The organism is Enterobacter cloacae complex sp. SHL020, assembly GCF_049236945.1.
Lineage (GTDB): Bacteria > Pseudomonadota > Gammaproteobacteria > Enterobacterales > Enterobacteriaceae > Enterobacter > Enterobacter dykesii.
This window is the reverse complement of record NZ_JBMKJF010000003.1, coordinates 379,485-402,402: the sequence shown is the minus strand read 5'-3', so window position 1 is coordinate 402,402 and position 22,918 is coordinate 379,485. Positions and strand designations below refer to the sequence as shown.

At 56.2% G+C, this 22,918-nt stretch carries 19 protein-coding genes; 9 read left to right on the top strand and 10 right to left on the bottom strand.

Annotated features, from left to right (window positions below; all coding sequences use genetic code 11):
• Positions 1-26: 26 nt before the first annotated feature.
• Complete coding sequence (locus ACOTZB_RS10740) at positions 27-233, top strand: DUF1107 domain-containing protein (protein WP_008501430.1); 207 nt, start codon at positions 27-29, stop codon at positions 231-233.
• Positions 234-304: 71 nt separating this feature from the next.
• Here the strand turns inward: ACOTZB_RS10740 and ACOTZB_RS10735 are convergent, their stop codons facing one another.
• The 6 genes from ACOTZB_RS10735 to ACOTZB_RS10710 all read right to left on the bottom strand — a co-directional run bounded on the left by ACOTZB_RS10735 (position 305) and on the right by ACOTZB_RS10710 (position 7,916).
• The gene (locus tag ACOTZB_RS10735) at positions 305-1,642 is read right to left on the bottom strand and encodes a hemolysin family protein (RefSeq protein WP_023310162.1); all 1,338 of its coding nucleotides are present in this window, start codon (positions 1,640-1,642) and stop codon (positions 305-307) included.
• 194 nt (positions 1,643-1,836) lie between these two features.
• On the bottom strand, positions 1,837-3,384 hold the full coding sequence (locus ACOTZB_RS10730) for an MFS transporter (protein ID WP_193805172.1): 1,548 nt from the start codon (positions 3,382-3,384) through the stop codon (positions 1,837-1,839).
• 80 nt (positions 3,385-3,464) lie between these two features.
• Positions 3,465-4,487, bottom strand: a complete 1,023-nt coding sequence (locus ACOTZB_RS10725; protein WP_421627112.1) for a Gfo/Idh/MocA family protein — start codon at positions 4,485-4,487, stop codon at positions 3,465-3,467.
• 12 nt (positions 4,488-4,499) lie between these two features.
• Positions 4,500-5,567: a Gfo/Idh/MocA family protein gene (locus ACOTZB_RS10720; protein WP_421627111.1), complete on the bottom strand. Its 1,068-nt coding sequence runs from the start codon at positions 5,565-5,567 to the stop codon at positions 4,500-4,502.
• Positions 5,564-6,748, bottom strand: a complete 1,185-nt coding sequence (locus ACOTZB_RS10715; RefSeq protein ID WP_421627110.1) for a Gfo/Idh/MocA family protein — start codon at positions 6,746-6,748, stop codon at positions 5,564-5,566. Before ACOTZB_RS10715 ends, ACOTZB_RS10720 begins: the two co-directional genes overlap by 4 nt.
• Before the next feature lie 16 nt (positions 6,749-6,764).
• Positions 6,765-7,916: a Gfo/Idh/MocA family protein gene (locus ACOTZB_RS10710; protein ID WP_193805168.1), complete on the bottom strand. Its 1,152-nt coding sequence runs from the start codon at positions 7,914-7,916 to the stop codon at positions 6,765-6,767.
• Between the two features lie 192 nt (positions 7,917-8,108).
• Here ACOTZB_RS10710 and ACOTZB_RS10705 point away from each other — a divergent pair, with 192 nt between their 5' ends.
• Positions 8,109-9,167, top strand: coding sequence for a LacI family DNA-binding transcriptional regulator (locus ACOTZB_RS10705; protein ID WP_421627109.1), 1,059 nt, complete (start codon positions 8,109-8,111; stop codon positions 9,165-9,167).
• Here ACOTZB_RS10705 and msrA read toward each other — a convergent pair whose 3' ends face one another.
• Positions 9,168-9,809, bottom strand: coding sequence for a peptide-methionine (S)-S-oxide reductase MsrA (msrA, locus tag ACOTZB_RS10700; protein ID WP_023334288.1), 642 nt, complete (start codon positions 9,807-9,809; stop codon positions 9,168-9,170).
• 223 nt (positions 9,810-10,032) lie between these two features.
• Between msrA and tamA the strand changes: the two genes are divergently transcribed.
• Genes tamA through ACOTZB_RS10685 form a run of 3 tightly spaced genes read left to right on the top strand, consistent with a single transcriptional unit; the run spans position 10,033 to position 15,886 of the window.
• Positions 10,033-11,766, top strand: a complete 1,734-nt coding sequence (gene tamA / locus ACOTZB_RS10695; RefSeq protein ID WP_421627108.1) for an autotransporter assembly complex protein TamA — start codon at positions 10,033-10,035, stop codon at positions 11,764-11,766.
• On the top strand, positions 11,763-15,539 hold the full coding sequence (gene tamB, locus ACOTZB_RS10690) for an autotransporter assembly complex protein TamB (protein WP_421627107.1): 3,777 nt from the start codon (positions 11,763-11,765) through the stop codon (positions 15,537-15,539). The genes tamA and tamB overlap by 4 nt, the downstream gene beginning before the upstream one ends.
• Before the next feature lie 2 nt (positions 15,540-15,541).
• Positions 15,542-15,886 (top strand): gamma-glutamylcyclotransferase family protein, encoded by a 345-nt coding sequence (locus ACOTZB_RS10685; RefSeq protein ID WP_014830431.1) that lies wholly within the window; start codon positions 15,542-15,544, stop codon positions 15,884-15,886.
• A gap of 314 nt (positions 15,887-16,200) precedes the next feature.
• Here ACOTZB_RS10685 and ACOTZB_RS10680 read toward each other — a convergent pair whose 3' ends face one another.
• The 3 genes from ACOTZB_RS10680 to ppa all read right to left on the bottom strand — a co-directional run bounded on the left by ACOTZB_RS10680 (position 16,201) and on the right by ppa (position 18,005).
• A complete protein-coding gene (locus tag ACOTZB_RS10680; RefSeq protein ID WP_368525482.1) occupies positions 16,201-16,671 on the bottom strand; it encodes a hypothetical protein in 471 nt (156 codons plus the stop codon).
• Positions 16,668-17,252 (bottom strand): hypothetical protein, encoded by a 585-nt coding sequence (locus ACOTZB_RS10675; RefSeq protein WP_045402311.1) that lies wholly within the window; start codon positions 17,250-17,252, stop codon positions 16,668-16,670. Before ACOTZB_RS10675 ends, ACOTZB_RS10680 begins: the two co-directional genes overlap by 4 nt.
• A gap of 222 nt (positions 17,253-17,474) precedes the next feature.
• The gene (gene ppa / locus ACOTZB_RS10670) at positions 17,475-18,005 is read right to left on the bottom strand and encodes an inorganic diphosphatase (RefSeq protein ID WP_010427397.1); all 531 of its coding nucleotides are present in this window, start codon (positions 18,003-18,005) and stop codon (positions 17,475-17,477) included.
• A 309-nt stretch (positions 18,006-18,314) separates the two neighbouring features.
• Between ppa and ytfQ the strand changes: the two genes are divergently transcribed.
• From ytfQ to yjfF, 4 genes are all read left to right on the top strand, one after another.
• On the top strand, positions 18,315-19,271 hold the full coding sequence (ytfQ, locus tag ACOTZB_RS10665) for a galactofuranose ABC transporter substrate-binding protein YtfQ (protein WP_014882271.1): 957 nt from the start codon (positions 18,315-18,317) through the stop codon (positions 19,269-19,271).
• Between the two features lie 65 nt (positions 19,272-19,336).
• Positions 19,337-20,839 carry a galactofuranose ABC transporter, ATP-binding protein YtfR gene (gene ytfR / locus ACOTZB_RS10660; protein ID WP_257831056.1) on the top strand — a complete coding sequence of 501 codons (1,503 nt, stop codon included), beginning with the start codon at positions 19,337-19,339 and terminating at the stop codon, positions 20,837-20,839.
• A gap of 10 nt (positions 20,840-20,849) precedes the next feature.
• Positions 20,850-21,875, top strand: coding sequence for a galactofuranose ABC transporter, ATP-binding protein YtfT (gene ytfT, locus ACOTZB_RS10655; protein ID WP_029741734.1), 1,026 nt, complete (start codon positions 20,850-20,852; stop codon positions 21,873-21,875).
• Complete coding sequence (yjfF, locus tag ACOTZB_RS10650; RefSeq protein WP_023293434.1) at positions 21,862-22,863, top strand: galactofuranose ABC transporter, permease protein YjfF; 1,002 nt, start codon at positions 21,862-21,864, stop codon at positions 22,861-22,863. The genes ytfT and yjfF overlap by 14 nt, the downstream gene beginning before the upstream one ends.
• Positions 22,864-22,918: the final 55 nt, after the last annotated feature.

The window sequence follows — 22,918 nt, the reverse complement described above, 5'->3', positions numbered from 1 at the left end:
GCGTATGATTCGCAGGAGATACAAGAATGAAAATTTTCCAACGCTACAACCCGCTTCAGGTGGCGAAGTACGTGAAGATCCTGTTCCGTGGACGGTTGTATATCAAGGATGTTGGCGCTTTTGAGTTTGATAAGGGCAAGATCCTTGTCCCAAAAGTGAAGGACAAACAGCATCTGTCTGTGATGTCCGAAGTCAACCGTCAGGTTATGCGTCTGCAGACTGAGATGGCTTAACCAACGTGCTATGCAGTAGTAAAAAAAAACGGCTCCCAATGGGAGCCGTTGATGTTTGTAGGGCCAGAATCTTACGCCGACACCTTCTCTTCCGCGTCCGGCAGCTTTGGCACCAGTACGGTCGGTTTGTTGTCGATGCGCGTCACCAGCAGCTGGTCGATGCGGTAGTTATCAATATCCACCACTTCAAACTTGTAGCCGGAGAACTTCACCGAGTCGGTACGTTTCGGGATCTTACGCAGCATAAACATCATAAAGCCGCCGATGGTCTCGTAGTTGCCGGACTGCGGGAACTCGTCGATATCTAGCACGCGCATTACGTCTTCAATCGGTGTGCCGCCATCAATCAGCCATGAATTATCGTCACGCTGAACAATCTGCTCTTCCAGCCCCTGGCCAACCAGGTCGCCCATCAGCGTGGTCATCACATCGTTCAGGGTGATAATGCCCACCACCAGCGCATATTCGTTCATGATAACCGCGAAGTCCTCCCCGGCGGTTTTGAAACTTTCCAGCGCTTCTGAGAGCGTCAGAGTGTCCGGCACAATCAGGGTATTGCGGATCTGCACGCCGCTGTTGAGCGCCAGGCTCTGGTTTGCCAGCACGCGGTTCAGCAGGTCTTTGGAGTCGACGTAACCGATGATATGGTCAATATCTTCATTACAGACCAGGAACTTAGAGTGCGGATGCTGAGCCACTTTGTTCTTCAGGCTCTGCTCATCTTCATGTAAATCGAACCAGATAATGCTTTCACGGCCCGTCATTGAAGACGGCACGGTACGGGATTCCAGTTCGAATACGTTCTCAATCAGCTCGTGCTCCTGTTTGCGCAGCACCCCGGCCAGCGCGCCGGCTTCCACCACCGCATAAATATCGTCAGAGGTGATGTCGTCTTTACGCACCATCGGCAGCTTAAAGATGCGGAAAATGACGTTCGCCAGACCGTTGAAGAACCACACCAGCGGACGAAACACGTACAGACAGAAGCGCATCGGGTTGATGATACGCAAAGCCACAGCTTCTGGCGCAATCATACCGATGCGTTTCGGGGTCAGGTCTGCAAAGAGGATGAACAGGCCGGTTACCAGCGAGAAGGAGAGGATAAAGCTCAGCTGCTCGGCCAGTTCAACGGACATGTACTTAACAAACAGGCTATAAAACGCCGGGGAAAACGCCGCATCACCCACGATACCGCCGAGAATGGCGACCGCGTTGAGGCCAATCTGCACCACGGTGAAGAACATCCCGGGGTTTTCCTGCATTTTCAGGATGCGGGTAGCATTGATGTTGCCTTCATCGGCAAGCAGCTTCAGTTTGATTTTACGGGACGCGGCCAGCGAGATCTCAGATATCGAGAAAAATGCGCTGACGGCAATCAGACAAAGTATTACTAAAATACTGTTTAACATAGTTTATCCGGCTTCTCGCCAGATCCTCAGAAGGGGAGTTGATACCATTTGTGTGAAAACACATTGAACATCAGCTCGTAGCGTTGAGCCGATTATTTCAGCGGGTAGTATAGCGTAAAGAGATGTAAATCTGCCAGAGGTCACATTTTGGCATAAAACAGACCGGACAGCGTGGTGCTGTCCGGTACAGGGCGCTATTTCGCGGCGGACAAACTGGCGGTCCCCTCCGCGCGACGTGAGGCGCTTCCTCCCCACACCTGGTCATACTCATATCCCGTTAACTGCTTAATCACCACGCGGGTTCTGGCGTCGCAGTCGCGGTAATCACCACCCAGCTTACGGCGTGCTATCTCTTTCAGGAGCAGCTTGTGCGTCTCACGGGTGAGCCTGAACCTGTAGGTGGTAAAGAAGCTAACCGCCAGCAGGGCTGCCGTCGCGAAGATCATCAGGCCGATAATCGCCCCCAGCGCGCTTTCAGGCTGTGCGCCGTTGCCCTTCACAAAGCCGGACTCCTGCAGCACCAGGCCAACGATCATGATGGCAATCGCCACGGTGCTCTTACGGGTCAGGACCATCACACCGGCAAAAATGCCTTCACGGCGCTGCTGCGTTACCATCTCGTCAATATCCGGAATGAAGCTGTAGATATTCCACGGAATATAGTAGAGGCCAGAGCGGGCGGCACCGAGCAGAATAAAGACCGCAGAGAACAGCAGGGTCGGTACCTGCGTTTTAGTGAGATAGACCGTAAACAGGAAGGCCAGCACCAGGAAGATACAGCCGTAGGAGAGTCGCAGGGCGGCAGACGGCGTGATGTTCAGCCGGTTCAACAGCAGCATAAATCCATAGGTACCCGGTACTGAGGCAAAGGCGGCAATACTCAGCCAGCCGGAAACCGCCGAGGCGTCCTGGCTCAGGCAATACACGACGTAATAGGTAAAGACCGAGCCGAATACGTCCATCGCCGTGAACGAAAAGATGTAAATAATGATATGCAGGCGAAACGCGCGGATACGGAAGGAGGAAAAGAGATCCAACACCAGATATTTAAGGTGATTGAGTATCCCGCCGCTGCGCTGGTTGTCCACTTTAAAACTGGCTTCCTGCTGCACATCCTTCGCTTCCCAGGTGGTGTACCAGGTAATAAATACCGCAATGCAGAACACGCAGGAAAATATCAGCCCGGTGAGGGTATAGGTAAACGGATTATCTTTCCCCGTGAAATGCATAATCACGCCGGGAACGGAAACCGCAAGGAAACCGCCCAGCTGGGAGCAGATCATACGCACGCCGGAAAGGCGGCTTCGCTCCTCATAGCGGTTTGTCATCTCCGCCGCCAGGGTCTCCCAGGGCACCAGCACCATCGCCGATAGCAGTTCAATAGAGAGATAGGTCCCCAGGTAATACCAGTAGCCCATGTCCGTCATCCACAGCAGGGCATACAAAAACATGAGCGGCGAACTGAGCAATAAAAAGAAGCGGCGACGGCCAAATTTACGCCCGAGCCAGGTATTCCCGAAATTATCGGTGATATAGCCCATAATCGGGCTTAATAGCGCATCAATGACGCGGGCAATAGCGAAGATAGACCCCGCTTCAATAACAGACAGCCCGCAATAGGTGGTGTAAAAAAAGAGCAGCCAGGTGCCGATAACGGCGAACGCCCCTCCGCCAAACAGATCGGTTACGCCGTAGCCAAGCGCTACGCCGTAACCCACTCTACGTTCAGTAGGTTTGACCATAATAATATCCAGTGTAGGGTAATAATTAACCTGTTTTTCAGGCCGTATTTTTTCTTCAAATCTGGACGACACATTACGTTCTACTTATTGAGTTCTATCCATTGTCTTAACTGAGATGAGCGATAAATAGCCTCCACAAGGGTGAGTGATCTTCCGGCTTCGCGGATGTCGGTGTAATTCGCATTTCCGGGATGGGAAATAGCATGATAAAAACGGCGGATCGCCTGCTCATGCCCCAGCCCCCAGTAGCTTTTGACCAAGCCGTCAGGGGTGTTATCGCTCGCCAGCCTCAGGCGCTCGCCGGGCGTGATGCGACAGAGCACGTTGTCGCTGAGCAGCAGCGAGCCCCGTTCGCAGTGGATTTCAAGCCAGAGGGGGGAGTCCGCGGTATTGCAGTTGCTGGCATAAAACAGGCCGCGCGCGCCGTTGGCAAAATGCAGCGTGGCCATCGCGCTGTCTTCTCCTTCGGTCACGTTCGCCAGCTCACCGCGGTCCACCACGCCTTTCACCCGCGTCACGCCGCCAGCGAACCACTGCATCAGGTCGAGAGTATGGATGGCCTGGTTGATCAGCAGGCTGCCGCCTTCCGTTGCCAGCCGCCCGCGCCACGGGCTTTCGGTGTAGTACGCGCCCGAGCGCGACCACGTTAGCACCGCTTTGATGCTGAGCATTTTTCCCAGCTCGCCGTCCTCCAGCGCCTGGTGAATGCGCAGGCTGGTGGGGTTGAGCCGGTTCTGATAGCACACGCCGAGCAGACCCGGCGCCTGTTGGGCAGCGCGGGTGATGTCCACAAGTTCGCTGCTGTTCATGCCCACCGGTTTTTCGCAGAAAACATGCTTCCCGGCGGCGAGCGCCGCCAGGATCATGCTCTTATGCTCAAAATGCGGCGTGCAGATGTGGACCACGTCGATGGCATCATCCAGCAGCATTTCCCGGTAATCCTGATAAAAGCGACACTGATAGCCCATCGCCAGCTTCAGCCCTTTAACGCTGTCGATATCGACCAGCGCGCGCAGCGCGACGTTGGGCATCTGGCGCAACGCGTTCACATGGCAGCCGTGAATCGCTCCCGCACCGATTACTGCCGTGTTCAGGATCGTCATCGTCGCCTCCCGTTATTCCGTCGCGTTGGCCAGCATCTGGGCCTTCACGCAGAGCTCCGCCGCCTTGAAGGCGTGCGCCTGCGTCATGGCGTTTTCGGTTCGATGCAGGCAGTCGAGGATCAGTTCGCCAAAGAACGGGAACCCGACCTCCCCGGCGACCGGATAACGGAATTCCCCCTCTTTATTGACGAGATACACCACGTCCTGCTCGCCGCGGGTGAGATCGACATATTTGCGGATTTCGATATAGCCTTCGGTGCCGAGCAGCGTCAGGCGGCCGTCGCCCCACGTAGAAAGCCCGTCCGGCGTAAACCAGTCGCAGCGGAAATAACCGCTGGCGCCGTTTTCGCCCCTGATTGTTGCGTCGCCGAAATCTTCAAATGCCGGATGCTGCGGATGGTTGAAATTGCGTGCCTGGCTGGCGACCACGCATGCCTCACTGTTGCCCGTGTAGAAGAGAAATTGCTCGATCTGGTGGCTGCCGATATCGCACAGAATGCCGCCGAAAAATCGTCGATTGTAGAACCAGTCCGGGCGACCGGTTCCTTCCCGGTGCGGGCCTGTCCCCAATGTTTGCACGACGCGGCCAATGGCCCCCTGCTGCACCAGCTGTCCGGCAAACACCGCGCTCTCGACGTGAAGACGCTCGCTGTAGTACACGGCGTATTTCCGCCCGGTTTTCTCGACCATCGCTTTGGCGTCGGCCAGCTGTTCAAGTGTGGTGAGCGGCGCTTTATCCGTGAAGTAGTCCTTGCCTGCGGCCATGGCTTTCAGCCCCAGCGCGCAGCGCTCGGACGGGATGGCAGCACCCGCAACCAGACGCACCTCGTCGTCGTTGAGTATCACCTCCAGCGACTCCGCCACTTTTGCCTGCGGGTACTGCTGGATAAATTTATCCACTTTGGCCGGATCGGGGTCGTATACCCATTTCAGGGTGGCCCCGGCTTCTATCAGGCCGTTACTCATCCCGTAGATATGGCCGTGGTCGAGCGCGGCGGCGGCAAAAATAAACTCTCCTTCCCTGACAACGGGCTGCGGTTTGCCCACCGGGGCGTAGTTCATTCCGTCATGCTTGTTCATGGTGTCACTCCTGAGTCCAGATCTTTGCCAAGGGGAATTGCGCCGACTTCGCTGAAGTTGGCGACGCTTGCGGATTTTTCATAAAAACGAGGTGCGAGGGCGTTCGTCCCGCCGGTGCGGTAAAACGGGTCATCGCGCTGAATCGGCAGCGAGACCACGCTGCGGGTAATGGCGGATTTATAGATCGCGGTAATCAGCTCCAGCGAGCGTTTGCCCTGCAGGCCATCCACTAACGGCGCGGTGCCGTGCTCAATGGCATAAAGCAGGTCGTTAATTTGCCCGGTATGCAGCGTCCACTCTAGCTTCGGCGTCTCCTGAAAAACGGCGTTGAGCTGCGCTTCTCGCTGCAGATCCCGATCTTCCTGCGGGAAGCCGTTATCGGCGCTGACGCTGGCAAAGGCCTGCCACGGCGCGGAGATACGCGCCTTATCGCCCTGAATGATAATTTTCTGATCTTCGCCGTGGTGCACGACCGAGGCGGTAAGCTGCGCGATCGCGCCGCTGGGGTATTTGAAGATTGCGGCGCTGAGGTCTTCGACTTCAGCGTTGTCGTGCGCCACGTTGGTCATCATCGCCACCACCTCGGACGGGAAGCCGAGCATCCACTGAATGGCGTCGATGTGGTGAACCGCGTGGTTAAGGGTGCAGCCGCCTCCCTCTTTTTCCCAGGTTCCGCGCCACCACAGGTCGTAGTAGCAGTGCCCGCGCCACCAGAACGAATCCACCTGCGCGTGACAGACTTTTCCTGCGAGGCCGGAATCGAGCGCGGCTTTCAGGCGCCAGAAGGCATCGGTAAAGCGGTTCTGTGCAATGATGGCGAGCGTTTTGCCGCTGGCCTGCTGTGCGGCGATCATCGCATCGCACTCCTCCAGCGAGGCGGCCATCGGTTTTTCGCACAGCACGTGGCACCCCGCGTTCAGGGCATCAATGCCGATCTCCGCGTGGACGTAGGGCGGCGTGCAGACGTCGACGATGTCGATATCCGGCTCTGAGGCCAGCATCTGCTGGTGGCTGTCATAAACGCGTGCTTCCTCCAGGCCGTAGCGCGTTTTTTTCTCGTGGGCTTTTTCCGGGTAGATATCTACCAGCGCGACGATCCGGCAGCGCTGGCCAAACTGCAAATAACCCTGAATATGGTTGTGCGAGATATTCCCTGTTCCCACAATGGCGACATTTAACATTGATTCTTCTCCGGAGTTACCAGGTGCCAGAGGCATCCAGCGTGACGCTGGCTGTCTCTTTTGCCACTGAGGTGCTGATGCGCTGTTGAAGCAGGCGCAGATACTGTTTCTCGTTGAGCGGGAGTTCGACCCAGTCGTCTGTCCAGGTGGAGAGGTGCATAGCGTTGGAGAGCGTCAGCCCGTGGATCCCTTCCAGACCCGGCGCAATGAGCGGCTCGCCGCGCAGGATGGCGGCACAGAAATTGGCGGTAATGACGTGGTGTTCGCTGCATTCCGGAGCGACGGGAAGCGTGACCTCCCAGCACTCAGGTTCACCAAAACCGTTTTGCCAGCGGGCGTTGAAGGCGGTTTCAGATTCACGCAGCCGCCAGTAGCGTAGCTTGCCCTCTTCGACAACGACCTTGCCGCGATCGCCGACGATTTCCAGCCGGTTGGTTCCCGGCGTTTCCGCCACGGTGGTGATAAACACGCCCGTCGCGCCGTTGGCATACTCGGCGTAGGCGGTGACCTCGTCTTCCACTTCGATTTCACGATGTTTACCGAACTGGCAGAACGCGCGCAGGCGGACGGGCATGCCGACCAGCCATTGCCAGAGATCGAGCTGGTGCGGGTCCTGGTTGAGCAGCACGCCGCCGCCTTCCCCTTTCCAGGTAGCGCGCCAGCCGCCGGAGTTGTAGTAGCTCTGCGAGCGATACCAGTTGGTGATGATCCAGTTGGAGCGGCGGATCTCGCCCAGCTCGCCGCTGTCGATCAGATCTTTCACCTTCTGGTAGAGCGGGTTCGGGCGCTGGTTGTACATGATGCCGAACACCACATCGCACTCCCGGGCGCAGGCGTTCATCTCCTGTACCTGGGCGGTGTACACGCCCGCCGGTTTTTCACACAGGGTGTGGATGCCGTTGCGCATCGCCAGCATCGACAGGCGCGGATGCTCGTAGTGCGGCGTGGCGACAATCACCGCGTCGATAAGCCCGCTCTGGAGCATCTCCTGCGCGTCGCTGAATAATGGGAGGGTACCGACCAACTGGCGGATAGCGGGATGCTTTTCCGGCGCATTATCGCAAACCGCGGCCAGGCAGGCATCGCTGACCGTACCCGCCAGTAAATAACGCGCGTGGACCGTACCGATATTACCTATTCCAATAATGCCAAAACGTACCTTCTCCATGTCACACCTTAATTTCAGTTGAAATGAGTGATGAACGGAAAATAGGAAAGGGGAGCGGTAGCGACAATGTGTTTTTGTGAGAATACTCGCAAGGTGATTAAGTAATCTCCAGGCGTTTTGAAATTTGGTTTTAAAATCAAAGGACTGTTTCTGCAAATATTTGCAAAAACTGAATGAGAGCGAGGTCACACTATGCCGGGCAGGTTAAAAATGGAGGAAATTGCAGCTCTGACGGGCTATTCCGTCAGCACGGTTTCGCGGGTATTAAGCGGCAAGTCTTACACCAGCGATAAAGCCAGGGAGGCGATCGTTCGCACCGCGCGGGAGCTCGGTGTGCTGGAGTCTATGGCGAGCGGAAGACTGTTAGTTAACGGTATCGCTGTTTTTGCACCGGAGAGAACCTTTCAGGGGCGCGGAGATATATTTTATCTGGAAGTAACGAAAGGGATTGCTGAAGCCTGCTCGCGGCATAATGTGTGGGTCACGTGCTGTGGTTTAGAAGAACAGCATGCCGATGTAAAGGTCTTTATGGAAAAGGCCAGTCATAAGAATATCAACGCGATTATTATTATTGGCACTGATGATTCCACCATATTTAAACTGGCGAGCACGCTGAATAAGCCCTGCGTGTTAATTAATTCCGTTGACCGGGATCGGGTGCTGGATGCCTTGTCACCCGATCACCGGGCAATCGGCTTCACCGCCATGCAGTACCTTTTCGAGCAGGGGCATCGCCGGGTGCTCACGCTCACCTGCCTGCGGCGGGATACGCTGTACGCGCGTCTGGACGGCATCAAAGAGGCGTATCGCCATTTTCACGTGGCCTTTGATCCTCATCGCGATTTGCTCGTGACGGAATGGTTTACGGCTGACGAGGCCGAGCGGGCGCTGGATGCGTGGCTGATGACGCATGACAGCTCCCAGTGGCCGGAGGTAATTTTCCCGAACAGTACCAGCATGACGGAAGGAGTGATCAGGGCGTTAACGCGCCACGGGCTGCGCATTCCGGAAGACATTTCGCTGATTACCACCGATTTTGCCTGGAATTTAGCGCACCGTCTGGAAAAGCCGGTTACGGGCGTCACTGTGCCCTGCCGCGAGCTGGGGATTGAGGCCGTACATCTGCTGCAAACGCGGCTTAACCGACCGCAGGCGGCGGTCTTTAACCTGCTGCTGCAGGGCAAAGTAATGGATTACGGTTCGGTTAGTAACGCCACGCGCCACGCGGCACGCGTGGCGCTGGATCAATAATTACGCCAGCTGCGGCGGCAGGCAGACGCCGATGCCTCCGATACCGCAGTAGCCGTACGGGTTTTTATGCAGATACTGCTGGTGATCGTCCTCGGCATAGTAGAACGGTTTCGCCGTCGCGATTTCCGTGGTCACCTCGCGCGTATCGCCCGCTTCACGCATGGCCTGCTGGAAACGCTCAAGGCTGGCGCGCGCGGCGGCATCCTGCTCGGGCGTGAGCGGATAGATAGCCGAGCGGTACTGGGTGCCGTGGTCGTTGCCCTGACGCATGCCTTGCGCCGGGTCGTGATTCTCCCAGAAGACCTGCAGGAGCTGCTCGTAGCTGATGACTGCAGGGTCGTAGACCACGCGTACCGCTTCCGCATGCCCGGTTTCGCCGGAGCAAACTTCGCGATAGGTAGGATTCGGCGTGTAACCGCCCGTGTAGCCAGCCGCCGTGCTGTAAACGCCGGGCAGCTGCCAGAAGAGGCGCTCAACGCCCCAGAAGCAGCCCATGGCGAACAGGGCGATTTCCATTCCCTCCGGCACGTTGGTCATGGAATGGTTATTGACGGCGTGTAAGGTCGCCACAGGCATAGGGGTGTTGCGTCCCGGTAATGCATCAGTTTGTGAAACCAGATGCTTTTTGTCGAATAAACTCACGATGGGGCCTCCCGGGGTGCGATGTTTCGGTTAAGGTTGTCACGAAGCGTTTAATTGAACACAATAAATGCGCTGAATCAGTCTAGATTTAATCATAAGAAATATTTGGGTGTTACACCCATTTTCAACCCGCGATTCGGGTTTTTGGCTACAGGCCGTATTTTGCCGCGGAGCGGCACTTCATTTGCTTCCAGGGTGGAAACAGGGATATTCAGGAGAAAACGTGACAAAAATCCGCCAGTTATGTTTAGTCGGTGTGTTGCTGACAAGCGGGATTGCCAGCGCGGCGAATGTCCGTTTGCAGGTTGAGGGGTTATCCGGGGCGCTACAAAAAAACGTGCGTGCGCAGTTGTCGACCATCCAGAGTGATGAGGTGACGCCGGACCGGCGTTTTCGCGCGCGCGTGGATGACGCCATCCGTGAAGGGCTGAAAGCGCTGGGGTATTACGAACCCACCATTGATTTCGATCTCCGCCCGCCTCCAGAGAAGGGGCGCCAGGTCCTTATTGCCCGCGTTTCTCCGGGTGAACCGGTACTGATTGGCGGCACCAACGTCATTCTGCGCGGCGGGGCGCGTACCGACCGGGATTACCTTGACCTGCTCGGCACGCGGCCGAAAATCGGTACCGTGCTTAACCACGGTGACTACGATCATTTCAAAAAAGAGCTGACGAGCGTTGCCCTGCGTAAGGGCTATTTCGACAGCCAGTTCAACAAAAGCCAGCTGGGCATTGCGCTGGATCGACATCAGGCCTTCTGGGATATCGACTACGACAGCGGAGAACGCTACCGCTTTGGCGACGTGACGTTTGAAGGTTCGCAAATCCGTGAAGAGTACCTGCAAAACCTCGTGCCGTTCAAAAAGGGGGATTACTACCAGTCCAGGGACCTGGCGGAACTGAACCGTCGTCTTTCCGCTACCGGCTGGTTTAACTCCGTGGTTGTCGCACCGGAATTTGATAAGTCTCGCAAAACGAAGGTGTTGCCGCTGCATGGCGTTGTCTCGCCGCGCACCGAGAACACCATTGAGACCGGTGTTGGCTACTCGACAGACGTCGGCCCGCGCGTGAAGGCCACCTGGAAAAAGCCGTGGATGAACTCCTACGGCCACAGTCTGACTACCAGCGCGAGTATCTCAGCTCCGGAACAGCAGCTGGATTTCAGCTACAAAATGCCGCTGCTGAAAAACCCGCTTGAGCAGTACTACCTGGTTCAGGGGGGCTTTAAGCGCACCGACCTGAACGATACCGAATCCGATTCCACCACGCTTGCCGTATCGCGTTTCTGGGATCTCTCCAGCGGCTGGCAGCGCGCCATTAACCTGCGCTGGAGCTTCGACCACTTTACCCAGGCTAACGTCACCAACACTACCATGCTGCTCTATCCGGGCGTGATGATCAGCCGTACCCGCTCCCGCGGTGGTCTGATGCCAACGTGGGGGGATTCCCAGCGTTACTCCATTGATTACTCCAACACCATGTGGGGTTCTGATGTGGACTTCACCGTCGTGCAGGCGCAAAACGTCTGGATCCGCACGCTGTATGACAAACACCGCTTTGTGATGCGCGGCAATCTCGGCTGGATTGAAACGGGAGACTTCGAGCGCGTTCCGCCGGATCTGCGCTTCTTCGCCGGTGGCGACCGCAGCATTCGTGGGTATAAGTACAAATCGATCTCACCTGAGAACGAAAAGGGCCAACTGACCGGTGCGTCAAAACTGGCGACCGGATCGCTTGAGTATCAGTACAACGTCAGCGGAAAGTGGTGGGGCGCCATGTTTGTTGACGGCGGTGAAGCGGTGAACGATATCCGCCGCAGCGACTTTAAAACCGGCGCGGGCGTGGGCGTACGCTGGCAGTCGCCAGTCGGACCCATCAAGCTCGACTTCGCCGTGCCTGTCGGCGACAAAGATGAACACGGATTACAGTTTTACATCGGTCTGGGGCCTGAATTATGAGTTTATGGAAGAAAATAAGCCTCGGGGTGCTGATTTTTATCGTGCTGCTGCTCGGTACGGTGGCGTTTCTGGTGGGAACGACGACCGGGCTGCATCTGCTGTTTAACGCTGCGAACCGCTGGGTGCCGGGGCTGGAGATTGGCCAGGTAACGGGCGGCTGGCGCGACCTGCGTCTGAAGAACATCCGCTATGAGCAGCCGGGCGTGGCGGTGAACGCCGGGGAATTCCACCTGGCGGTCAAGCTGGGCTGCCTGCGGGACAGCAAACTCTGCGTCAACGATCTGTCGCTTAAAGACGTCAACGTAGCGATAGATTCAAAAAAAATGCCGAAGTCTGCGCCTGTCGAGGAAGAGGACAGCGGCCCGCTGAATCTCTCCACGCCGTACCCGATCGCGCTTTATCGGGTGGCGCTCGATAACGTTAATATCAAAATCGACGACACCACCGTGTCCGTGATGGATTTCACCTCCGGCCTGCGCTGGCAGGAGAAAAACCTCACCCTGACGCCGACGTCCCTGCAGGGCTTGCTGATCGCGCTGCCGAAGGTGGCCGACGTGGCGCAGGAAGAGATCGTCGAGCCGAAGATTCAGAACCCGCAGCCGGAAGAGAAGCCGCTGGGCGAAACGCTAAAAGATCTTTTCTCGAAGCCCGTTCTGCCGGAAATGACCGACGTTCATCTGCCGCTGAACCTCAACATCGAGGAGTTCAAAGGCGAGCAGCTGCGCCTGACCGGCGATACCGATCTGACGGTCTACACTATGCTGCTGAAAGTCAGCAGCATTGACGGCAACATGAAGCTAGACGCGCTGAATATCGACACCAGCCAGGGCTCGGTGGATGCGTCAGGGAATGCCCTGCTGCGCGATAACTGGCCGGTGGATATCACGCTTAACAGTGCCCTCAACATCGATCCGCTGAAAGGCGAAAAGGTGAAGATCAAAGTGGGCGGGGCGCTGCGCGATAAGCTGGATGTCGGGGTGAATCTCTCCGGCCCGGTGGACATGGTCCTGCGCGCGCAAACGCAGCTGGCGGAAGCCGGGCTGCCGCTCAATATTGAAATTGTCAGCAAGCAGCTTTACTGGCCGTTCACCGGCGAAAAGCAGTTCCAGGCCGATGACCTGAAGCTGAAGCTGAGCGGCAAGATGACCGACTACGCGCTCTCGTTCCGCACCGCGGTGAAGGGACAGGGCGTGCCGCCCGCGAACATCACGCTGGATGCGAAGGGCAACGAACAGCAGGTCAACTTCGACAAGCTGACCGTCGCGGCGCTGGAAGGCAAAACCGAGCTGACCGCGCTGCTCGACTGGCAGCAGGCGATCAGCTGGCGCGGCGAGCTGAAGCTGACGGGCATTAACACCGCCAAAGAGGTGCCGGACTGGCCGTCGAAACTGGATGGCCTGATCAAAACCCGCGGCAGCCTGTACGGCGGTACGTGGCAGATGGACGTGCCGGAAATCAAGCTCACCGGGAACGTGAAGCAGAACAAGGTTAACGTTGAAGGTTCGCTGAAAGGCAACAGCTATCTGCAGTGGGTTATCCCGGGGCTGCACGTGGCGCTGGGCCGCAACACGGCGGATATCAAAGGCGAGCTGGGGGTGAAAGATCTCAATCTGGACGCCACCATCGACGCGCCGAATCTGGACAACGCCCTGCCGGGTCTCGGCGGCACGGCGAAAGGTCTCGTGAAAGTGCGCGGAACCGTGGATGCGCCGCAGCTGCTAGCGGATATCACCGCCAATAACCTGCGCTGGCAGGAGCTGAGCGTTGCCCGCGTCCGCGTGGAAGGGGATGTGAAATCCACCGATCAGATTGGCGGTAACCTGAACCTGCGCGTGGAGCGCATTTCTCAGCCGGACGTGAACATTAGCCTGGTCACCCTGGACGCCAAAGGGAACGAGAAGCAGCACGACCTCCAGCTGCGCGTGCAGGGCGAGCCGGTCTCCGGCCAGCTTCACCTTACCGGCAGCTTTGACCGCAAGGAAGAACGCTGGAAAGGGACGCTGGATAACACGCGCTTCACTACGCCGGTTGGGCCGCTGGCGCTGTCGCGATCCATTGCCCTCGACTACCGCAACGCCGAGCAGAAGATCAGCATTGGGCCGCACTGCTGGACCAATCCGAATGCGGAACTGTGCGTGCCGCAGACCATCGATGCGGGCGCGGAAGGGCGCGCGCAGATCAACCTCAACCGCTTCGATCTGGCGATGCTGAAGCCGTTTATGCCGGACACAACTCAGGCCAGCGGCGTCTTTAGCGGAAAAGCCGATGTGGCCTGGGACACCACCAAAGAGGGCCTGCCGCAGGGCAGCGTCACGCTGTCCGGGCGTAACGTGAAGGTGACGCAGGAGGTCAACAACGCGCCGCTTCCGGTGGCGTTCGACACCCTAAACCTGAGTGCCGATCTGCATAACAATCGCGCACAGCTGGGGTGGACAATCCGCCTCACCAACAACGGCCAGCTGGACGGGCAGGTCCAGATTACCGATCCGCAGGGACGGCGTAATCTGGGCGGCAACGTCAACATCCGTAACTTCAACCTGGCGATGGTGAACCCGATTTTCGCGCGCGGGGAAAAAGCCGAGGGCATGCTCAACGCTAACCTGCGCCTGGCCGGCAACGCGCAAAGCCCGCAGCTGTTCGGTCAGATGCGGCTCAGCGGCGTGGATATCGACGGCAACTTCATGCCGTTTGACATGCAGCCCAGCCAGATCGCGATGAACTTCAACGGCATGAGCTCGACGTTGAGCGGCTCGGTGCTCACCCAGCAGGGGCAAATCAACCTCAGCGGCGACGCGGACTGGAGCCAGCTCGATAACTGGCGCGCCCGTATCGCCGCGAAGGGCAGTAAGGTGCGCATCACCGTACCGCCGATGGTGCGCCTGGACGTTTCGCCTGATGTGGTCTTTGAAGCCACGCCAAGCCTCTTCACGCTTGACGGACGCGTCGACGTGCCGTGGGCGCGCATCGTGGTTCACGACGTACCGGAAAGCGCGGTCGGCGTTTCAAGTGATGAAGTGATGCTCAATGAAAATCTGAAACCTGTCGAGCAAAAGAGCGCGGGCATACCGATTAATAGTAACCTCATCGTGCACGTGGGGAATAACGTGCGGTTGAATGCGTTTGGGCTGAAGGCGAGGCTCACGGGCGACCTGAAAGTGGCGCAGGATAAACAAGGGCTTGGCCTGAACGGGCAGATCAATATTCCTGAAGGGCGTTTCCACGCCTATGGTCAGGACCTCATCGTCCGTAAAGGCGAGCTGCTGTTCTCCGGTCCACCGGATCAGCCTCTGCTGAACATCGAAGCGATTCGTAACCCGGAAGCGACGGAAAACAACGTTATTGCTGGCGTACGCGTCACCGGCTCCGCCGACGAGCCGAAGGCGGAGATCTTCTCTGACCCGGCGATGCCGCAGCAGGAAGCCCTCTCTTATCTGCTGCGTGGACAAGGTCTGGACAGCGGTCAGAGCGACAGTGCGGCGATGACCTCGATGTTAGTGGGGCTGGGGGTTGCACAAAGTGGGCAGGTTGTGGGTAAAATCGGCGAGACGTTCGGCGTAAGCAATCTGGCGCTGGACACCCAGGGCGTGGGTGACTCCTCGCAGGTGGTGGTCAGCGGGTATGTACTGCCGGGTCTGCAGGTAAAATATGGTGTGGGGATCTTTGACTCACTGGCAACTCTCACGTTACGCTATCGCCTGATGCCTAAGCTATATCTGGAAGCAGTGTCCGGCGTAGACCAGGCACTTGATCTGCTCTATCAGTTTGAGTTTTAGCAATGCGAATATTTGTCTACGGCAGTTTACGAACCAAGCAAGGCAACAGTCACTGGATGACCAATGCCCTGCTGCTGGGGAATTACAATATCGAGAACTACCAGTTGTACAGCCTGGGCCACTATCCAGGCGCGGTTCCGGGCGAAGGAACAGTACAGGGTGAAGTCTATCGTATTGATAACGCGACGCTTGCCGAACTTGATGCCTTGCGCACCAGGGGCGGTGAATACGCACGCCAGTTGATCCAGACGCCGTACGGAAGCGCGTGGATGTATGTCTACCAGCGTCCGGTCGAAGGGTTAACGCGGATTGTAAGCGGTAACTGGTTAGACAGAGACCAGTACTGAAAAAAACAACGCCACCGTGAGGTGGCGTTGTTTTTTTACGCTTTCAATTCTCTTCTGTATCCCTGCGTCGGGTTAAAAACAGAGGAACGAACAGCATGATGTATGGGGCAATAAGCCATAAAAAACACAAGGCTCGTGAACGGCCATAGTAGTTTATGCACCGCGTATTGCTTGATATGACGGGCAGGAAAAACAGTAAAAACAGCAGAATCGCATAATCGCTTCGATAAGGGATCCATAAGTAAAACAAAAACCAGGCAAGCTGGAATGTCAGGATGCAGAGATACTGCCATTTGCTGTCTTTGCCGTAACAGTCAAACGCCTTTATGTAGCCCATCTTTATGCTTTGAAGAAAGAAACTTAGCATGTATAACGCTCACGATCGCGACGGTCAGGAGTGTGCTCGTCAGCAACGCCCCTAAAAAATAGCCGTGGGTGATATCAGTAGCACCCGAGCCTAAAGTATGCAACTTACTATATCCTCGATCTACTGCAACAAAAAGCGTATATAGCCCGATGTTAATACAGAACTGCAGCAGACAAGAAACGACGATATTTCTGGGAATTCTTTTTAATAGAGTGAGTAACGCATAAATAATGCTTGATGATAGAGCGAAGTAAAGTCCGTTAAATAAACTGGATAGTAAGGAGCTATTTATTTCGTTGAATATTAAATTATCGCTTCCATAGTACCATGCGAGGTATTCAATATACGTACTTCTGCCAAAGATAAAGGCGGCAATAATAATGACGAATAGACTTACGATATGTCTTTTCTTACTCATAATTTTGCTCCCTTAGATAGCAGTTCCTTCATCGTTTTACTGGCTTCTAGCTGATCTTTGATTATGGCAAGATCACGAGTGTTGTGGTTATATTTTGCAATAGCAGTTGGCGTACCTTTACCACCATTGTCCATAAAGAAGACAATATCCTTACGACCATAAAGAAGAACTTGTGGGATGGGATCACGCCCATAACTCACCGCCTGCGGAAGAGAGTGGATAGACTCTGTCGTGAGGAAGCGAGGAATATTTTCATGCTCAATATTACCTAAAGGCGTTGTGGCAACAAGGGAGCCGATAAAATCGGTCGTATACACTAACGCATCTGTATCTTTGGTCGTTACTTTTGAACCTGTAATATATTTTATCTGTTGCCAAAGGGTAATATCTTTAGGGATAACCTTAACACCATCCATAAACATATCTTGCTTGCGTTTTAGCTGAATGACGGTACGGTGCACCTGTGTCAAAGAGGGACTGATTTCCCCAACAGAAGGCATAAGACCATCGCGGGAGTACAGTCGTTCAATGATAAAATAAATTCCAGTTGGGCGGGCAACATCAATGTTAATGGATGACATATGAATCCTAAAATGAATGGGGATTAATGTTCATCATGACAGTATGTTATTAACAGCCAGGCTATTCAACCACTCCCACCATAAATGATAGGGTGTCCTTTTTGTTTTTAATACCCTAACCAAAAGAAATGGGATTCTTCTTAAAAAATCCGTTTATACTGCTTTTAACCAGGGAAATAAAAAAGCCCCGACTCGCGGGGCCTTCATTAACAGCAGTAAGAATTACTTCTTAGCAGCGCGTTCGAAAGAGGCGATGATTTCTGCTTTCGCCGCTTCTGCGTTGTCCCAGCCGTCAACTTTAACCCACTTGCCTTTTTCGAGGTCTTTGTAGTGCTCGAAGAAGTGAGTGATCTGCGCTTTCAGCAGCTCTGGCAGGTCGTTCACATCTTTGATGTGATCGTATTCTTTGCTCAGCTTGGTGTGCGGTACCGCAACCAGCTTCGCATCTTCACCGGATTCGTCGGTCATTTTCAGCACGCCAACTGGACGGCAGCGAATGACGGAGCCTGGCTCCAGTGGGTATGGCGTTGGGACCAGCACGTCAACCGGGTCACCGTCCAGAGACAGGGTGTGGTTGATGTAACCGTAGTTGCACGGATAGAACATCGCGGTAGACATGAAACGGTCTACGAACAGGGCGCCGCTCTCTTTGTCCACTTCGTATTTGATCGGATCTGCGTTAGCCGGGATTTCGATAACTACGTAGATGTCTTCTGGCAGTTCTTTACCCGCTGGGACGTTGAGTAAGCTCATGTCGGTGTCCTTTAAAATGGATGGTAAACAAGTGGCAGGTATTATAGCCAACTCGCGCTGAATGTCTCCGCCTGTTTTCGCTTTCTCTCCCCGCTTTCTCCACTTTTCAGACCGATTCCATGACAGAAAAATCCATAAACTCAGCCACATTTTTCATGGTGAAATGAAAGCGATTACAAACTTGTGATTAACGTTTTATTCACTTTTCTGAAGTGTGATGTAACGCAATTCGTTACATATTTCATGGGCTATAGTCATTTCGCAGAACATCTTTTAACCAACAATAAACACCCCTACGAGGACGCTCATATGTGGAAGCGCTTACTTCTTGTCACAGCAGTTTCGGCAGCCATGTCGTCTATGGCGATGGCCGCTCCCTTAACCGTAGGTTTTTCGCAGGTCGGCTCTGAATCAGGCTGGCGAGCGGCAGAAACCAACGTTGCGAAAAGCGAGGCTCAGAAACGCGGCATTACCCTGAAAATCGCCGATGGTCAGCAAAAACAAGAGAATCAGATTAAAGCCGTGCGCTCCTTTATCGCCCAGGGCGTGGATGCCATCTTTATTGCACCCGTCGTGGCGACCGGCTGGGAACCCGTCCTGAAGGAAGCGAAAGACGCTGAGATCCCGGTCTTCCTGCTCGACCGTTCCATCGACGTTAAAGACAAATCCCTCTATATGACCACCGTGACCGCCAACAACGTGCTTGAAGGGCAATTGATTGGCGACTGGCTGGTGAAACAGGTCGACGGCAAGCCGTGTAACGTCGTTGAACTGCAGGGCACCGTCGGCGCGAGCGTGGCCATCGATCGTAAAAAAGGCTTTGCTGAGGCCATCGCTAAAGCGCCAAACATCAAGATTATCCGCTCTCAGTCCGGCGACTTTACGCGCAGTAAAGGTAAAGAGGTCATGGAGAGCTTTATTAAGGCTGAAAACAACGGCAAGAACATCTGCATGGTTTACGCCCACAACGATGACATGGTGATCGGTGCGATTCAGGCCATTAAAGAAGCGGGCCTGAAGCCGGGCAAAGATATCCTCACCGGCTCTATCGACGGCGTGCCGGACATCTACAAAGCGATGATCGACGGCGAAGCCAACGCCAGCGTGGAGCTGACGCCAAACATGGCGGGCCCGGCATTCGACGCGCTGGAGAAATTCAAGAAAGACGGCACGATGCCTGAGAAGGTGACGGTTACCAAGTCCACGCTCTATCTGCCAGACACGGCGAAAGAAGAGTTAGAGAAGAAGAAAAATATGGGCTACTGATCCTGTGAAATTGCCGGGTGGCGCTGCGCTTACCCGGCCTACGGGAACGTGCCGGGGACGTAAATATGAAAACTGAACAACACCAGGAAATCCTCCGCACAGAGGGCTTAAGCAAATTCTTCCCCGGCGTAAAGGCGCTGGATAACGTTGATTTCAGCCTGCGGCGCGGTGAGATCATGGCGCTGCTGGGCGAGAACGGCGCGGGAAAATCGACGCTGATTAAATCCCTCACCGGCGTTTATCACGCCGATCGCGGCACGATCTGGCTGGAAGGCAACGCCATTTCGCCAAAAAATACCGCCCATGCCCAGCAGCTGGGGATCGGGACGGTGTACCAGGAAGTGAACCTGCTGCCGAATATGTCGGTGGCGGATAACCTGTTTATTGGCCGTGAGCCACGCCGTTTTGGCCTGCTGCGCCGCAAAGAGATGGAAGCGCGGGCGACAAAGCTGATGGAATCGTACGGCTTCTCCCTCGACGTCCGCGAGCCGCTGAACCGCTTTTCCGTGGCGATGCAGCAGATCGTCGCCATCTGTCGCGCGATCGATCTCTCTGCAAAAGTGCTGATCCTCGACGAACCCACCGCCAGCCTCGATACCCAGGAAGTGGAGATGCTCTTTACCCTGATGCGCCAGCTGCGCGATCAGGGTGTCAGCCTGATCTTCGTTACCCACTTCCTCGATCAGGTATATGAGGTGAGCGATCGCATCACGGTGCTGCGCAACGGCAGCTTTGTCGGCTGCCGCGAAACCCGCGAGCTGCCGCAGATCGAACTGGTGAAAATGATGCTGGGCCGCGAGCTGGAAACCAACGCCCTTCAGCGCGCCGGGCGCACGCTGCTGAGCGAGAAACCGGTCGCCGCGTTCAGCGATTACGGCAAGAAAGGCGTGATATCGCCGTTTAACCTTGAGGTACGGCCAGGCGAAATTGTCGGGCTGGCGGGCCTGTTAGGCTCCGGACGAACCGAAACCGCCGAGGTGATCTTCGGGATCAAACCGGCGGACAGCGGCAGCGCGCTGATCAAGGGTAAACCGCAAACCTTACGATCGCCGCATCAGGCCTCCTGTCTCGGCGTCGGCTTCTGCCCGGAGGATCGGAAAACGGACGGCATTATTGCCGCGGCCTCGGTGCGGGAAAATATCATCCTGGCGTTGCAGGCCCAGCGCGGCTGGCTGCGCCCGATCCCCCGTAAAGAGCAGAACGCCATTGCCGAGCGCTTTATCCGCCAGCTCGGCATCCGCACGCCGAACGCGGAACAGCCGATCGAGTTCCTCTCCGGCGGTAACCAGCAGAAGGTGCTGCTGTCACGCTGGCTGCTGACCAAACCCCAGTTCCTGATCCTCGACGAACCGACCCGCGGCATTGACGTGGGGGCGCACGCCGAAATTATCCGGCTTATCGAAACCCTGTGCGCGGACGGTCTGGCGCTGCTGGTTATTTCGTCCGAGCTGGAAGAGCTGGTGGGCTATGCCGATCGCGTCATCATCATGCGCGATCGCAAACAGGTGGCAGAGATCCCGCTGGATAAGCTGTCCGTTCCGGCGATCATGAATGCCATCGCGGCATAAGGAGTAAATCGTGATGCCCCGTTCGCTTTCGCAAACCGGTGAGTCAAAGCGCCGATTCAGCTGGCCAACCGGCACGCCGCAAATCGCAGCGCTGCTGGTTGTTCTGCTGGTTGATAGCCTGGTCGCGCCGCATTTCTTCCAGATTATCGTGCAGGATGGTCGCCTGTTTGGCAGCCCGATAGACATTCTAAACCGTGCCGCGCCGGTGGCGCTGCTGGCCATCGGGATGACGCTGGTCATCGCCACCGGCGGGATTGACCTTTCCGTCGGCGCGGTGATGGCCATCGCCGGGGCCACGGCAGCCTCCATGACCGTATCCGGACACAGCCTGCCGGTGGTACTGCTGGCGGCCTTAGGCACCGGCGTGCTGGCCGGATTATGGAACGGCATTCTGGTGGCGGTGCTGAAAATTCAGCCCTTTGTCGCCACCCTTATCTTAATGGTGGCCGGGCGCGGCGTGGCGCAGCTGATTACCTCCGGGCAGATTGTCACCTTTAACTCGCCGAGCCTGGCGTGGATCGGGAGCGGCAACCTGCTGTTCTTCCCGACGCCGGTGATCGTTGCCCTGGTCACGCTCATTGTCTTCTGGCTTTTCACCCGCAAAACGGCGCTGGGCATGTTCATTGAAGCCGTCGGGATTAACATCCGCGCCGCGCGTAACGCCGGGGTCAACACCCGTCTGATGGTGATGCTGACCTACGTGCTGAGCGGCGTCTGCGCCGCCATCGCCGGGGTCATCGTCGCGGCGGATATTCGCGGGGCCGACGCCAACAACGCGGGGCTCTGGCTGGAGCTGGACGCGATCCTCGCGGTGGTGATCGGCGGCGGGTCGCTGATGGGCGGGCGCTTTAACCTGCTGCTCTCGGTGATTGGCGCGCTGATCATTCAGGGCATGAACACCGGGATCCTGCTCTCGGGATTTCAGCCGGAACTCAACCAGGTGGTGAAAGCGGTGGTCGTGCTCTGCGTGCTGATTGTCCAGTCGCCGCGCTTTGTCAGCATCATTAAGGGGATCCGTGGACATGATAAAACGTAATTTACCGTTGATGATCACGCTGGGCGTGTTTGTGCTGGGGTATCTCTACTGCCTCACCCAATTCCCGGGTTTTGCCTCGACGCGCGTGATTTGCAATATCCTGACCGATAACGCCTTTTTAGGCATCATCGCCGTCGGAATGACCTTTGTGATCCTCTCCGGCGGGATCGATCTCTCCGTTGGCTCGGTGATCGCGTTCACGGGCGTGTTCCTCGCGAAGGCGATCGGCTTCTGGGGGATCTCTCCGCTGGTGGCGTTTCCGCTGGTGCTGGCGATGGGCTGCGCGTTTGGCGCCTTTATGGGGCTGCTTATCGACGCGTTAAAAATCCCGGCGTTTATCATTACCCTCGCGGGAATGTTTTTCCTCCGTGGGGTGAGCTACCTGGTGTCGGAAGAGTCGATTCCGATTAACCATCCGGTGTACGACACGCTCTCCAGCCTGGCGTGGAAAATTCCCGGCGGCGGCCGCCTGAGCGCGATGGGGCTGCTGATGCTGGGCGTGGTGGTGATTGGCATCTTCCTCGCCCATCGTACCCGGTTTGGCAATCAGGTTTACGCCATTGGCGGTAACGCCACGTCGGCAAACCTGATGGGGATCTCCACCCGCAGCACCACCATCCGCATCTATATGCTCTCGACCGGCCTGGCGACGCTGGCGGGTATCGTCTTCTCGGTGTATACCCAGGCGGGCTATGCCCTTGCAGGCGTGGGCGTTGAGCTGGATGCGATTGCCTCTGTGGTCATCGGCGGCACGCTGCTCAGCGGCGGGGTGGGGACGGTGCTGGGGACGTTGTTCGGCGTGGCTATCCAGGGGCTGATACAAACCTATATCAACTTTGACGGCACGCTCAGCTCCTGGTGGACGAAGATCGCCATCGGCATTCTGTTGTTTATTTTTATTGCCCTGCAGCGCGGTCTTACGGTGCTCTGGGAGAACCGCCAAAGCTCACCTGTTACCCGCGTAAACACATCGGTAACAGAGCGATAACACGCTGAATTTGCTTAAAGTCTAAACATTTTCCGGTAGCGGCCGATACTCTTTT

Bases quoted from the DNA above. Each gene is read 5' to 3' on its own strand.
- tamB (WP_421627107.1), top strand. From the start codon at position 11,763: ATGAGTTTATGGAAGAAAATAAGCCTCGGGGTGCTGATTTTTATCGTG.
- ACOTZB_RS10730 (WP_193805172.1), bottom strand. From the start codon at position 3,384: ATGGTCAAACCTACTGAACGTAGAGTGGGTTACGGCGTAGCGCTTGGC.
- ytfR (WP_257831056.1), top strand. From the start codon at position 19,337: ATGAAAACTGAACAACACCAGGAAATCCTCCGCACAGAGGGCTTAAGC.
- ACOTZB_RS10740 (WP_008501430.1), top strand. From the start codon at position 27: ATGAAAATTTTCCAACGCTACAACCCGCTTCAGGTGGCGAAGTACGTG.
- ACOTZB_RS10715 (WP_421627110.1), bottom strand. From the start codon at position 6,748: ATGTTAAATGTCGCCATTGTGGGAACAGGGAATATCTCGCACAACCAT.
- ACOTZB_RS10735 (WP_023310162.1), bottom strand. From the start codon at position 1,642: ATGTTAAACAGTATTTTAGTAATACTTTGTCTGATTGCCGTCAGCGCA.
- ACOTZB_RS10725 (WP_421627112.1), bottom strand. From the start codon at position 4,487: ATGACGATCCTGAACACGGCAGTAATCGGTGCGGGAGCGATTCACGGC.
- ACOTZB_RS10710 (WP_193805168.1), bottom strand. From the start codon at position 7,916: ATGGAGAAGGTACGTTTTGGCATTATTGGAATAGGTAATATCGGTACG.
- ACOTZB_RS10720 (WP_421627111.1), bottom strand. From the start codon at position 5,567: ATGAACAAGCATGACGGAATGAACTACGCCCCGGTGGGCAAACCGCAG.
- ytfQ (WP_014882271.1), top strand. From the start codon at position 18,315: ATGTGGAAGCGCTTACTTCTTGTCACAGCAGTTTCGGCAGCCATGTCG.
- ACOTZB_RS10705 (WP_421627109.1), top strand. From the start codon at position 8,109: ATGCCGGGCAGGTTAAAAATGGAGGAAATTGCAGCTCTGACGGGCTAT.
- ppa (WP_010427397.1), bottom strand. From the start codon at position 18,005: ATGAGCTTACTCAACGTCCCAGCGGGTAAAGAACTGCCAGAAGACATC.
- ACOTZB_RS10685 (WP_014830431.1), top strand. From the start codon at position 15,542: ATGCGAATATTTGTCTACGGCAGTTTACGAACCAAGCAAGGCAACAGT.
- yjfF (WP_023293434.1), top strand. From the start codon at position 21,862: ATGATAAAACGTAATTTACCGTTGATGATCACGCTGGGCGTGTTTGTG.
- ACOTZB_RS10680 (WP_368525482.1), bottom strand. From the start codon at position 16,671: ATGAGTAAGAAAAGACATATCGTAAGTCTATTCGTCATTATTATTGCC.
- ACOTZB_RS10675 (WP_045402311.1), bottom strand. From the start codon at position 17,252: ATGTCATCCATTAACATTGATGTTGCCCGCCCAACTGGAATTTATTTT.